Genomic DNA, 12,452 nt, shown 5'->3' with positions numbered 1-12,452 from the left:
AACTCCTCGGGACGGGCGGGGCAGGAGGTCAGTTGGTCATCGCCGCGACGAGGCTCGCCGGGCGGAGGTCGGTCCAGTGCGCCTCGACGTAGTCCAGGCACGCCTGCCGGGTGTCCTTGCCGTGCGCGGTGGTCCAACCGGACGGGATCTCGATCGCCGCGGGCCACAGGGAGTGCTGGCGTTCGGCGTTGACCAGGACCAGGTAGACGCCGTCTTCCTGGTCGAACGGGTTGGCGCTCATCGGGATACCTCTTCTGCTGGTGGTTTGGGCGGTTCGGTGGGCAGGACGCGCTGCGAGCGGAACGGGCCGAGCAGGCGCAGGAGCTTGCCGAGGGTGGTGGCGGCCAGCAGCACCCACATGGCCTCGCGGATGCCGACGGCGTCGGCCAGCACACCGCCGAGCAGCGCGCCGATCGGGATGACGCCGAAGGCGACGAACCGCGAGCTGGTGAAGATGCGGCCGAGCAGGTCCGGCGGGCAGTAGGACTGGCGGAAGCCGTTGACGACGACGTTCATCACGACGATGCCGATGGAGGGGATCATCAGGCCCAGCACGAAGAACACGAGTCCGCTGCCGGGTCGGGTGAGCGGGATGAGCAGGCCGAACGGGGTGGCGCCGAGCGCGGCCAGCAGCAGCGCGCGGCCGGAGCCGAAGCGCTTCACGATCCTGGTCGCGATCAGCGCGCCGAGCACGCCGCCGAGCGCGTCGGCGCCGATCAGCAGGCCGACCGTGCTCGGGCCCTCGCCGACCTCGCGGAACAGGAAGATCACCAGCAGGGCCTGCGCGCCGCTGAGCGTGAGGTTGTCGACCGCGCTGCACAGCGCCAGCACCCGCAGGTACGGGTCGCGCACGACGTACCGCAGGCCTTCGCCGATGTCCTTGCGCAGGGTCGTCTGCACGGCCTTGCGCTCGACCGGCGGTTCCTCGGCCCTGATGGCCCGCAGGCAGATCGCCGACACCAGGAAGCCGACCGCCTGGGTCAGCAGACCCGTGGCCGCGCCGAGCGCCTGGACGACGAGCCCGCCGAGACCTGGTCCGGCGACCATCGCGACCTGTTCGCTGCCCGCGAGCTTCGCGTTGCCCTCGGCCAGGTCCTCCTTGTCGACGATGGTCGGCAGGTAGGCCTGGTAGGCGGCGCTGAAGAACACCTGGCCGACCCCGGCGAGCAGGGTCACGGCCAGCAGTTGGGTCATCGTGAGCGCGCCGGCCCACGCCGCGATCGGGACGCTGAGGAACAGCAGCATCGACACCAGGTCGACGGTCAGCATCACCGGCCTGCGCCGCATCCGGTCCGTCCACGCGCCCGCGGGCAGGCCGATCAGCAGCCACGGCACCCACGACATCGCCCGCAGCAGCCCCATCTCGAAGCCGCCCGCGCCGAGCACGTCGACGGCGACCAGGGAGACCGCCACGGCGGTGACCGTGCCGCCGACCTTGCTGATCGTCTCGCCCGCCCACAGCAGCCGGAAGTCCCGGTGCCGCAGCAGGCCCCCGCGCCGTCGCGGCGGAGTCCCCGCCACCGCGTCGGCGGGGTTGGTCTCGGTGGTCGTCACGGCCGGACCTCCTGATGCGGCGGCACGACCGCCGGGCGGTCGCGCCAGAAGCCGGTCGCGGCCCTGGCGAAGATCGCCGCGGCCGCCGCCGTCCGGATGGTGGACGGCACCGGGTCCTCCGGGCCGAGGACCACGAACCGCTTGGCGGGCGTGCGCGCCCGGACGGTCGACGGCACACCGTCCGACGGTTCGGGCACGACGCGGAGGCGGTCGGCGTCGGTGCGGGTCCGGACGGGCAGCGGCGCGGGCCCGGCCCTGCCGAGCAGCAGGAACGCCTCGACCGGTGACCACATCTCCCGGCCGCGGCCCCACCGTGCGCCGCTCACGACCGGACCCCCTGCTCCGGCAGCAGGATCTGCTCGGGCGCGGGCCGGGACCAGACGTCCTCCGAGCCCAGCGCCCACGGCGCGTACTTGCCGACCGAGCTGATCAGCAGCCGCAGCTCCAGCGCGAGGCACTCGGCCAGCCGCACCAGGCCCTCCTCGGGGTCCTCGTCCACGGCCAGCAGCGCGGCCCGGCCGAGTCCGACGGCGCGGGCGCCCAGCGCGACGGCCTTGGCCGCCCGGCCGCCCTCCCACATCCGGCCGCTGACCAGCAGGCAGCCCTCGGGTTCGCCGATGCGGCGCAGGCACTCGCCCAGCGGCAGGCCGACGTGGTCGAGGAACCCCGACGGCGCCCAGCCGGTGCCGCCCTCGGCGCCGTCCACGGTCACCGCGTCCGCGCCCGCGCCCCACGCCACCAGCGCGGCCGAGCCGACGTCGCGGGCGGGCGGCAGCTTCACCCACACGCGGGCGCGGGGGAAGTTGTTGCGCATGAACCGGATCTGCTGGTGCAGGATCTCCTCGGTGAACGTGCCGGGGCTGCTGGAGCGCAGCGCCCGCGAGCCGAACAGCGGGTCGATCGCGAACGCGTCCGCGATGCGCGCCGCCCGGTCGGCCTCGAGCACGGTCATGCCGCCGAGGCCGGGTTTGGCGCCCTGCCCCACCTTCAGCTCGAACGCGAGCCGCCCGGTGTCGAGCAGCGGCTGCACCGACGGGTCGCTGTAGACCAGGTTCCACACCTCGGCGTCGGCGTCCTCGGTGCTCTGCTGGACCACGACCCCGCCCCAGCCCTCGGGCGAGGTCTCGGCGTAGGCGCGGATCCGTTCCAGCAGCGACTTGTCCGTCGAGCCCAGCCTGCCGTACCCGTCGACCGGCACGATGTTCTCGCCGATCACCATCGGGATGCCCAGCGCGCCCGCCTGCCTGCCCGCCGCCCGACCCAGGTCCGTGCTGGCGACCCTGGTCGACCCGAAGGCCGACAGGTACACCGGCATCGTGGAGCGGAAGCCGCCGATCATCGTGGTCAGGTCGACGTCGCCGTACAGCGGTTCCCTGGCGAGGTCGATCAGCTTCTCCAGCCGCTGGGGCATGAACACCGGCGGCACCAGCCGCATGGTGTCCAGCTCGTCGACGTAGCTCGTGCCGCTCGCCCCGAACAGCCTGCTGCCGTACTGCTCGACCGGCGGGAACGCGCACGCCGCGCCGTCGCGGGCACGGGCGCGCACCTCGTCCTCGGGGAAGCCCTCCGCGCGCAGCCCGCTCACCACGACACCAGGCCGGGGATCTTGGGGTAGGCGCTGGCCTGCCACACCGAGTCGAGTCCGCACAGGTAGCGCACGAAGCGCTGGACGCCGATGCCGAACCCGGCGCTGGCCGGGATGCCCTCGCGGACCATCCGCAGGTACCAGCCGTACTTGGCCGGGTTCTCGCCGGTCTCGCGCATCCGGGCGACGATGCGGGCGTACTCGAACTCCCGCTCGCTGCCGGAGCACAGCTCGCCGAAGCCCTCGGGGGCGATCAGGTCGAAGTTGCGCAGCACGCCGGGCTCGGCCGGGTCCTCGCGGTCGTAGAACCCCCGCGAGCCCTTGGGGTAGTCGGTGATGAAGAACGGGCGGCTGGACTTGTGGGAGAGGATCGCCTCGCCCGCCCAGTCGATCTCGGCGTCCGCGCTCTGCTCGTGGCCGAGGCTCCGCAGGTCCGCGACGGCCTCGCCGTGGGTGACCCGGCCGAACGAGCCGGCCAGCAGGTCGGCGAACGCGTCCTTGTCGCGGCCCAGCTCCTCCAGCTCGGCGGGCATCTCGGTGACGACCCGGTCGACCATCGCCGCGACGAGCCCCTCGACGACCCCGAGCGCGTCGTCGCGCCCGGCGCCGGCGATCTCCACGTCCAGCTGGTGGAACTCCGCGAGGTGCCGGTCGGTGTTCGCGGTCTCCGGCGGTTCCAGCCGCACGTTCGGCGCGATGTAGAACATCTTCTCGAAGCCGAGCAGCGACGCCTGCTTGTAGAGGATCGCGCTGGTCATCAGCTTGTAGCGGTGGCCGTAGTAATCGACGTCGACCTGCTTGGAACCGCGCCCGCCGGGATCGGTGACCGGGCCGATGATCGCGGGCAGCAGCTCGGTGAACCCGTTGTCGCGCAGGTACTCGCGCGCCGCGGTCAGCGCCCTGTCCTGCACGCGCATCACGGTGCGGGTCACCGGTGAGCCGAGGTGCTCGCGGGGGGACGGTGGCGGTGCGGCGGTGGTGGCCGCCGGGCTTGCGGACGGGGTCATCGAAGCGGTCCTCTCCAGTAGGTCGTCGTCGAACGTTCGCTCCACGTGGGTAAGAGCGGTCAGCAAGGTCGCCGAGGTCATGCCCGCGGCGCGGGGCGGGGTCACGAGGTGGCCGATCGGCAGCGCGCCGATCCGGCTCCACGCCAGGCGCCCGGCGCCGTCGACGTGCCCGCGCGTGCGGCCCGCGTTGTCCGGGTGCAGGCAGTACGGCACGTCGAGGTAGCCCCGTTCGAAGGCGCGGACGAGCGCGCGGCCGAGGTCGGTGTCCAGGTCCAGCACCGCGTCCACGATCGCGCGGGCCTCCTGGTAGACGGCGCTGTCGGCGTCACCGGGCACCGGGGGCCCCGCGAGTTCCGCCGCGCGGGCGGCGTGCTCCAGCGCGGCCACGTTCTCCGCGATCGTCGGGATGCGCGAGGACTCGGCGACGGTCTTCACGATCAGCCGGGCGCCACCGGTGCGCGCCGCCAGCCGGGCCGCGCCCGCGAGCAGGCCCAGCGCGCCCTTCGGGGTGCGCGGGTAGACGCCCATGTAGGCGTAGACCACGACGTGCCACTGGACGCCGCCGAGGAACTCCTCCCCCAGCCTGCGCAGGGCGCGCATCGCGTCCTCGTCCTGGCCGGGGTCGGTCTGCTGGGCGTAGCTCAGCGAGATGCTGCGCAGCCCGTGCCGCCGGAAGAAGATCCCCTCCAGCACCGAGATCGCGACCAGCAGGCCCGGCGGGCAGAGCTGGCCCATCATGCAGCCGCCGAACGTCTCCAGGTGCGCGTCGGGCACGGCGGCCAGCAGCTCGCACGACCGCGACCAGTTGTCGACCGAGTCGCGCAGCGGCAGCCTGCTGTAGGGCAGGCAGTAGGACACCGGCCCGCCCTCGGTCGCGGTGAACCCGGCGGCGAGCAGGGCCGCCACGATCGGTTCCGGGTACGCGGAGCCGTGCCGGATCTGCACCGGGAAACCCCGGCCCCGCAGTCCTTCCACGACCGCGGCGGTGGTGGCGGGCTCGTGGGCGACGATCGGGTAGCCGTTGAGCCCGACGCCCTCGTCCAGGGCGCGGCGGGCCTCGCCGTTCGCGCCGACGCGGGTGTAGCTGTCCAGCGTGATCGTGCCGACCGCGGTGGCGTCCGCGAGCTTCGTGGCGATCAGCCCGGACCGCATCTGGCCCGGATCGCCGAACCCCATCCTCGGCTGCACGACCAGGCGGCCCGCGGCGGCGGACTCGGCCACGAAGTCGCCGAACGCGACGGCCGAGGACACCTGGTGCGCGATCCGGCTCATGCCGTCACCTCGGCCGGGGAGCCCAGGGCGTCCACGTACTCGCGGAAGGCCGCGATCGGCGCGCTGTCGTCGAACACCGCGTCGAACCCGGCCCGCAGCAGGTCGTCGGTGTGCCGGGCGTTGTCGGCGCCGCCGATCCCCAGCTTGCCGCCGATCACCACCCGCAGCCCGGCGAGGTCCGGGTGCGACCGCAGCTCGTTGACGACGCGGACGCCGTCGTGGTGGCCGTGGCCGTTCACGCTGCTGATGACGACCAGGTCAGGCCGGTGCCGGACGCAGGAGTCGACCAGCAGGTCGTCCGGGACGCAGGCGCCGATGTTCACCACGCGGTGGCCCAGCTCCTCCAGCAGCAGCTGGAGGAAGACCAGGTTCCAGGTGTGCGAGTCGGAGGCGACGCTGCTGACCAGGACCGTGAACTGTCTCTTCTCAAGCTCCATCGTCGGCCTTTGTGAGTGACGGGTAGAAGCGGTGCCGAGTCTCACGGCGACCGACCGTCGCGGGCATGGGTGCCGCACCCCCACATTCCGCGCTGACCAGCCACGGGGGCGACCGACGGGGGCGCGGCGGGAATCTGGGGGCGAAGCCCCCATGTCGAACCGCGACGCGGGTGGCACCGTCTCCCCCGTGACCACCCCACCCGCCGAGCGACGCCCCACCACGTGGTGGGCGGGGGGTCTCCGCCTCGCGGAACGCCCGCCGGCGCCCGGTGGGCGGACGAGCGCGCGGCTGGCGAAGTGGAAGGCCGCGCACGACACCGCCGAGTGGTTCGCCGCCCGGCTGGCCGACGTCGGCCTCGACGAGAACGCGCTGGCCGCCCTGCTGGGCGAGCCACCCCTGGAGCTGGCCGCCCGCACCGGGCGGCCGGAGTGGGCCGCGTTCGTGGAACGCGCCACCACGAACGCGCCCCCCGCTCCGCACACCGGTGGCACCTGGCAGGCGGGCTTCGCCCACGTCCTGCGGCCGCTCGCCGCCGCGGCGGCCGCCACCGACGCCCGGCTGGACGGCGCGTTCGCCGCGCGCCTGACGTCCCGGCTGGTCAGGATCGCGGCCCGCACGCTGGTGCTGGAGCTGAACCTGGCGAGGCAGCGCGGCGAGCTGGTCGGCGGGACCCCTGCCGACCGGTTCACCGCCTTCGTGAACAAGGTCGACCTGTCCGACCTGCTGGCCCGCTACCCGGTGCTGGCGCGGATGCTCGGCCAGGCCTGCCTGCACGCGGTGGAGGCGCACGGCGAGATGCTCGACCGGTTCGCCGCCGACCGCGCCCGGATCGTGGCCGAACTGCTGGACGGCGTGGACCCCGGCGCGATCATCGCGGTGGAGTCCGGCCAGGGCGACTCGCACGGCGGTGGCCGCGCGGTGTGCGTGCTGCGCTTCGCCGACGGCTCGCGGCTGGTCTACAAGCCCCGGTCCATCGACCTGCACGTCCGCTTCAACGGGATGCTGGGCTGGCTGGACGGCCACACCCGGCTGGGTCTGCGCCAGGTGCGGATCGTGCGCGGCGAGGACTACGGCTGGGTCGAGTTCGTCGAGCACGAGGAGTGCGCGGAGGTCAGCGGGATCGGCCGGTTCTACCACCGGCTCGGCGCCGTGCTGGCCCTCGTCTACGCCGTGGACGGCACGGACATGCACTACGAGAACCTGATCGCGTGCGGCGACCAGCCGGTGCTGATCGACATCGAGACGCTGTTCCACCCGACGCTGCTGACCGCCGCGCCGAGCTCCGACCCGGCGGCGAACGCGCTGGCGAACTCGGTGACGCGCACCGCCCTGCTGCCCCAGGTGCTGCTGGGCGACCACGGCGTGTTCGACCTGTCCGGCCTCGGCGGCGACCACGACGGCGCGAACTACCCCGCCGAGTCGGTCGACTGGCTCGACCCGGCCACCGACACCATGAGGCTGGTCCGCCGCCCCAAGCCGAGCACGGGCGCCCACAACCGCCCCCGGCTCGGCGGCGAGGAGGCCGAGCCCGGCGACTACCAGACCGCCCTCCTGGCCGGGTTCCGCGTCGGGCACGACACGATCTGCGCGCACCGCGAGGAGCTGCTGGACCTGCTGCGGGGGTGCGCCGACGTGCCCGTGCGGTTCGTCGCGCGGGCCACCCGCACCTACGCGACCGTGCTGGACGAGACGACGCACCCCGACGTGGCGCGCGACGCCCTGGACCGCGACCTGGCGCTGGACCTGCTGTGGACCGAGGCCCGCGACGACGCGCTGCTGCGCGCGCTGGTCCCCCACGAGCTGGCCGACCTGTGGGCGGGCGACGTGCCGCTGTTCACCGTGCGACCCGGCAGCCGGGACGTCTGGACGGCTCACGGGGTGCGGATTCCCGAACTGCTGCCGCTGTCCGGGCTGGAGGCCGCCGAGCGCAAGATCCGCCGGATGGACGAGGTCGACCGGCACGACCAGCAGTGGCTGATCGCCGCCTCGCTGGCCAGCAGGCCCGGCCCCGTCGAGCACCGCGGCACCGACGTCCTGCCCGGACGGGTCGCCGCGGGCGTGCCGGACCCGCAGCGGCTGCTGGTCGCGGCCTGCGGCATCGCCGACGAGATCCTCGCGCACGCCACCGTCGAGGGGAACCGGGTCAACTGGCTCGGCCTGGAGCTGGTGGACGACCGGCACTGGACCGTCATGCCGATGGGCGCCGGGATGTCCAACGGCTACACCGGTGTCGCGCTGTTCCTGGCCCAGCTGGGCGCGCTGACCGGCGCCGAGCGGTACACGGAGTTCGCCCGCGACGCGCTGCGGCCGATCCCCGGCCTGCTCGACGTGCTGGCGGCCGACCCGGAGCTCGCCCCCGCCGTCGGCAGCGGCGGTTTCCACGGCCTCGGCGGCATCGCCTACGCGCTCGCCAGGCTGTCCACGATCCTGCCCGACGACCCAGAGCTGCCCCGTTGGCTCGAAGCCGCCGTCGAGTTGGCCTCCGACATCGACGACGAGTCGGCGTCGGTGGTCGACGGCTGCGCGGGCGGGCTGGCCGCGATGGTGGCGGTGCACTCCGAGACCGGGCTCCCCCAGGCCGGGAAACTCGCGCACCGCTTCGCCGACCGGCTGGCCGAACGCGCGGCGTGCGGTGACGGCTTCGCCCGCGGTGGCGCCGGGGTCGGGTGGGCGCTGCTGCGCTTCGCCGCCGCCAGCGGCGAGGTGCGGCACGCGGTGTCCGGGCGGGCCGCGCTGCGCGCCGACCGGAGCCTGCGCCAGCGCCTGCTCCCCCTCGGCGAGGCCGACCACGGGTGGTGCGCGGGCCTGTCGGGCGCCGTGCTCGCCCACGTCGCGCACCCCGAACAGCCGCTGGACGCGTACACGCTGCACCTGGACCGGTGCATCAACGCGCTCGCGGTGCACGAACCGCTGCGCGATCTCAGCCTGTGCCACGGCGAGCTCGGGGTCGTGGAGGCGCTGACGGTGCTGGCCGAACGCGGTCACGAACGGGCGGCCGCGGCGAGAACCCGTCGCGCCGGACTCGTCCTCGGCGCGCTCGACCAGTACGGTGCGCGCTGCGGAACACCCGGCGGAGTCCCTTCCGCCGGACTTCTCACCGGTTTGTCCGGTATCGGTTACGGACTGCTCCGTCTAGGTTTTCCGGAACACGTGCCTTCGGTGCTCCTGCTCCAATCCCGATGAACAACGAATCCCACAAGGAGAAAATCCCGATGAACAACGCCACGCACAACGAGGTCCCGGCGCTCGCCACCGACGAGGACGGTGTCGAGGCCAACCCCGCTGGGGAGATGGCGCTGTCCAACCGGACCAGGGTCGGCATCCGCACCAGGGTGCTCTCCGGCCTCGCGCTGACCGCCGGCATGGCCGTCCTCGCCTACGGCGCCAACACCTTCACCACGGTCAGCGCCCCCGGTATGCCGGTCTGACCGACTGGTCGTCCGGACTGCCTGCCCCCTGGGGGTGCAGGCAGTCCGGTTTTCGGTTTTCGGCATTCGGCATTCCAATAGCGGAACCGGTCGACGCCGGACTCTCGCTAAGGTCGGCTCCATGCAGACCCGCGCGCCGGTCGTGGTCGGCCGGGACAAGGAAGTCCACGAGCTGGAGCGGGCACTGGAGGATTCCAGGGCCCGCCGCGGCAGTGCCGTATTCCTCGTCGGCGAAGCGGGTGTCGGGAAATCGAGACTCGCGCGGGTCGCCGCGGGCCGGGCGTTCGACAGCGGCATGAGGGTTCTGCGGGGCCGCGGCAGCACCATCGGACCGATGGTCCCGTTCCGCCCCCTGTCGGAGGCGCTGCTGTCGCTGTTCCGCGGTGGCGAGGTACCCGACGAGGAGGAGTTGGGCCCCTACAAGCCCGTCCTCGGCAGGCTCATCCCCGAGTGGAGTCGCGGCGAGGGGCAGCACAACGGCGAGTCGCTGGTCGTGCTGGCCGAGGCCGTGCTGCGGCTGCTCTCGATCGTCGGCAAGCGGCAGGCGTGCCTGCTGGTGCTGGAGGACCTGCACGACGCCGACGCCGAGACGCTGGCCGTCATCGAGTACCTGGCCGACAACCTCGACCAGCAGCCGGTCGTGCTGCTGGTGACCATCCGCGCCGAGCCCGGCAACGCCCTCGACGTGGTCACGCTGGCGGCCAGGCGCGACGCGGGCGTGATGGTGGAGCTGTCCAGGCTCAACCGCGACGAGGTGCGCCGGATGGCGGCCTCCTGCCTGGAGATCGAGCCCGGCGCGGTGCCCGCCGTGGTGGCCGACCGGCTGTGGGCCGACAGCGCGGGCAACCCGTTCATCGTCGAGGAACTGCTGCACGGCATGGTGAACAGCGGCCTGCTGGTGCCCGGAGCCGACGGCTGGCGGGTGCTCGGCGAGCTGCGCGTGGAGGTGCCGACGGCACTGGTCCGCAGCATCGCCCACCGCACCGACCGGCTGGGCCCCCAGGGGCGCGAACTGCTGTCGGTGGCGGCCGTGCTGGGCCACCGCTTCCCCCTGTCGGTCGTGCAGCGGGTGACCGGGATGGACCACCGCGGACTGCTCAGCCACCTGCACGCGGGCGTGGCCGCGCAACTGGTCACGCCGGACGAGCCCGCACCCGACTGGTACGCCTTCCGACACCCGCTGACGGCCGAGGCGCTGCGCGCCCAACTGACCCCCAGCGACCGCGCGGAGATCTCGGGGCGCACCGCGGACGCCATTCAGATCGCCTATCCCGATCTGCCCGGCGAGTGGTGCGCGCTGGTCGCGTCGCTGCGGCTGGACGCGGGCGAGGACGCCCAGGCGGGCAGGCTGCTGGCCGAAGCGGGCCGCCGGGCGCTCAAGGGCGGTGCCGCGGGGTCCGCGATCACGCTGCTCGACCAGGCGAACCGGCTGCTGACCAGCGGTGTCGACCCGGACATCCGGGCTGACGTGCTGGAGTCGCTGCTGCCCGCGCTGGCCGAGGCGGGCCAGTTCGAGTCCGCCATCCGGCTCGCCGACACGCTCGCGGAGCTGTCCGGCGCGGGCCTGTCGAGGCCGCGGCGGGCCAAGCTGCACACCGAACTGGCGAAGGTCGCGCACCTCGCGGGCCGATGGGATTACGGAATGGCGCAGGTGGGTGCGGCCCGCGCGCTGCTCGGGCGCGACGCGGACGACGAGCAGACCGCCCCCGTGGACGCCATCGCGGCCGCGCTGACGATCCACACCCAGAGCCCGGACCGGATCGCCGACGCCGTCGTCCTCGCGCGCCGGGCCGTGGACGCCGCCAAGCGCGTGCCCCTGCCGCTGGTGGGCTGCGAGGCGTGGCAGCTGCTGGGCATCCTGGCCCGCGAGGGGGACCTGTCCGAGGCCAACGCGTGCTTCGAACAGGCCCGCAAGCTGGCCGAGGAGTACGACATCCCGATCCAGCAGATCTACGCCATGGTGCGGATCGCGGGCAACGACTGGCTCGTGGAGGCCAGCACGACCTCGCTGGACCGCACCCGCGAGGAGGCGCAGCGGGTCGGGGCGATCACCATCGTCTACAACGTCGACGCGATCCGGTCGCTGCACGCCGTGCTGCTGGGCCGCTACGACGAGGCCGCCGAACTGGTCGACCAGACCTTCCAGGTCACCAGCAGGCTCCAGATGACACCGCTGACCCGGTACCTGCTGATGGTCAAGGCGACCTCGGCCGCCCACCAGCTCAACCGGCAGGCCATGGAGCAGGCCATCACCGAGTTCCGCGCGCACGCGGGCGGCGGGTCGCAGGAGCTGCCGCTGTGCTTCGGCCTGGCGCGGACGTTCTGCGCGCTGCTGGAGGAGGACCGCGACCTCGCCGAGAGCGATCAGGCGCAGGCGCTGGCCTACGAGGCCGAGAACCCCACGATGTTCCACCTCGCCGGGCGGCACGGGCTGCACCTGCTCCTCGGGGTGCTGGCCGGGCGCGCGGGCTGGCCGCACTACCGGGAGATCACCGCCGCGGCGGCCAGCGGCATGAGGTGGAACCGGGTGTTCGCCCAACTGGCGCACGCCGTGCTGCTCGGCCGCGACGGGCGGGCCGAGGAGGCGGGCGAGGTCGTGGCGGAGGCGCAGCGGACCGCGTCGCTGTTCCCGGTGGCGCGGCACCTCGGGCTGCGGCTGGTCGCCGAGGCCGCGCACGCCGACGGCTGGGGCGACCCGGTGACGTGGCTGCGCGGCGCGGAGGAGTACTTCCACCAGGCGCAGGTCACGCCGGTCGCGAGCGCGTGCCGCGGCCTGCTGCGGCAGGTCGGCGCGTCCGTGCAGCAGCGGCGGACCGGCACCGAGCAGGTGCCCCGGCAGCTGAGGGTGCTCGGAGTCACTGTTCGGGAGTTCGAAGTGTTCCTGTTGCTGGCGGGCAGGATGGGCAACAAGGCCATCGCGGCACGCCTGCACATCTCCCCCAGGACCGTGGAGAAGCACGTCGCGAGCCTGATCAGCAAGACGAGCCGCCCCGATCGGGAGGCGCTGAGCACGTTCGCCGCGGCGATGGCGAGCTGACGTATGAGCAAATTCGCATGGGCTCTTCCGCGCGGTTGGCGCACATGAATCCAGTTGACCGCTTAGACTCGTGGATGCCCGGTGTTGTCGACCCCCCTGACCGCACCCGGCGTGTACACGGCCCCCGGCTC

9 protein-coding genes and 1 pseudogene are annotated in these 12,452 nt (G+C 73.4%); 3 read left to right on the top strand and 7 right to left on the bottom strand.

Translation table 11 applies throughout. From position 1 onward, the window contains the following. Window positions 1–28 precede the first annotated feature (28 nt). From RM788_RS38930 to RM788_RS38905, 7 genes and pseudogenes are all read right to left on the bottom strand, one after another. Window positions 29–241: an MbtH family protein gene (locus tag RM788_RS38930; protein WP_315924617.1), complete on the bottom strand. Its 213-nt coding sequence runs from the start codon at window positions 239–241 to the stop codon at window positions 29–31. Beyond that, a complete protein-coding gene (locus RM788_RS38925; RefSeq protein WP_315924615.1) occupies window positions 238–1,554 on the bottom strand; it encodes an MFS transporter in 1,317 nt (438 codons plus the stop codon). The genes RM788_RS38930 and RM788_RS38925 overlap by 4 nt, the downstream gene beginning before the upstream one ends. Further along, the gene (locus RM788_RS38920) at window positions 1,551–1,880 is read right to left on the bottom strand and encodes a hypothetical protein (RefSeq protein WP_315924613.1); all 330 of its coding nucleotides are present in this window, start codon (window positions 1,878–1,880) and stop codon (window positions 1,551–1,553) included. The genes RM788_RS38925 and RM788_RS38920 overlap by 4 nt, the downstream gene beginning before the upstream one ends. Then, window positions 1,877–3,139, bottom strand: a complete 1,263-nt coding sequence (locus RM788_RS38915) for a glutamate synthase-related protein (RefSeq protein ID WP_315924611.1) — start codon at window positions 3,137–3,139, stop codon at window positions 1,877–1,879. The genes RM788_RS38920 and RM788_RS38915 overlap by 4 nt, the downstream gene beginning before the upstream one ends. After that, complete coding sequence (locus RM788_RS53145) at window positions 3,136–4,146, bottom strand: asparagine synthetase A (protein ID WP_399345237.1); 1,011 nt, start codon at window positions 4,144–4,146, stop codon at window positions 3,136–3,138. The genes RM788_RS38915 and RM788_RS53145 overlap by 4 nt, the downstream gene beginning before the upstream one ends. Before the next feature lie 117 nt (window positions 4,147–4,263). Next, window positions 4,264–5,418 (bottom strand): annotated as a pseudogene (locus RM788_RS53140) (methylaspartate mutase); the annotation flags it as partial. Beyond that, window positions 5,415–5,855, bottom strand: a complete 441-nt coding sequence (locus RM788_RS38905) for a cobalamin B12-binding domain-containing protein (RefSeq protein ID WP_315924607.1) — start codon at window positions 5,853–5,855, stop codon at window positions 5,415–5,417. The gene RM788_RS38905 and the pseudogene RM788_RS53140, both read right to left, overlap by 4 nt. 187 nt (window positions 5,856–6,042) lie before the next feature. On the opposite strand from RM788_RS38905, the gene RM788_RS38900 reads away from it, so the two are divergent. The 3 genes from RM788_RS38900 (at window position 6,043) to RM788_RS38890 (ending at window position 12,321) form a co-directional block, all read left to right on the top strand. Then, window positions 6,043–9,039: a type 2 lanthipeptide synthetase LanM family protein gene (locus tag RM788_RS38900; protein ID WP_315924605.1), complete on the top strand. Its 2,997-nt coding sequence runs from the start codon at window positions 6,043–6,045 to the stop codon at window positions 9,037–9,039. 29 nt (window positions 9,040–9,068) lie between these two features. Then, window positions 9,069–9,284: a hypothetical protein gene (locus RM788_RS38895; protein WP_315924602.1), complete on the top strand. Its 216-nt coding sequence runs from the start codon at window positions 9,069–9,071 to the stop codon at window positions 9,282–9,284. Window positions 9,285–9,405: 121 nt separating this feature from the next. Further along, window positions 9,406–12,321 carry a helix-turn-helix transcriptional regulator gene (locus RM788_RS38890; protein ID WP_315924600.1) on the top strand — a complete coding sequence of 972 codons (2,916 nt, stop codon included), beginning with the start codon at window positions 9,406–9,408 and terminating at the stop codon, window positions 12,319–12,321. Window positions 12,322–12,452 lie beyond the last annotated feature (131 nt).

Source organism: Umezawaea sp. Da 62-37, assembly GCF_032460545.1.
Classification (GTDB): domain Bacteria; phylum Actinomycetota; class Actinomycetes; order Mycobacteriales; family Pseudonocardiaceae; genus Umezawaea.
Note: the sequence above shows the minus strand (reverse complement) of the source record. Positions and strands in the feature narration are given on the sequence as shown.

Coding starts and splice junctions, on each gene's coding strand:
- RM788_RS38930 (WP_315924617.1), bottom strand. CDS start 241: ATGAGCGCCAACCCGTTCGACCAGGAAGACGGCGTCTACCTGGTCCTG.
- RM788_RS53145 (WP_399345237.1), bottom strand. CDS start 4,146: ATGACCCCGTCCGCAAGCCCGGCGGCCACCACCGCCGCACCGCCACCG.
- RM788_RS38905 (WP_315924607.1), bottom strand. CDS start 5,855: ATGGAGCTTGAGAAGAGACAGTTCACGGTCCTGGTCAGCAGCGTCGCC.
- RM788_RS38895 (WP_315924602.1), top strand. CDS start 9,069: ATGAACAACGCCACGCACAACGAGGTCCCGGCGCTCGCCACCGACGAG.
- RM788_RS38890 (WP_315924600.1), top strand. CDS start 9,406: ATGCAGACCCGCGCGCCGGTCGTGGTCGGCCGGGACAAGGAAGTCCAC.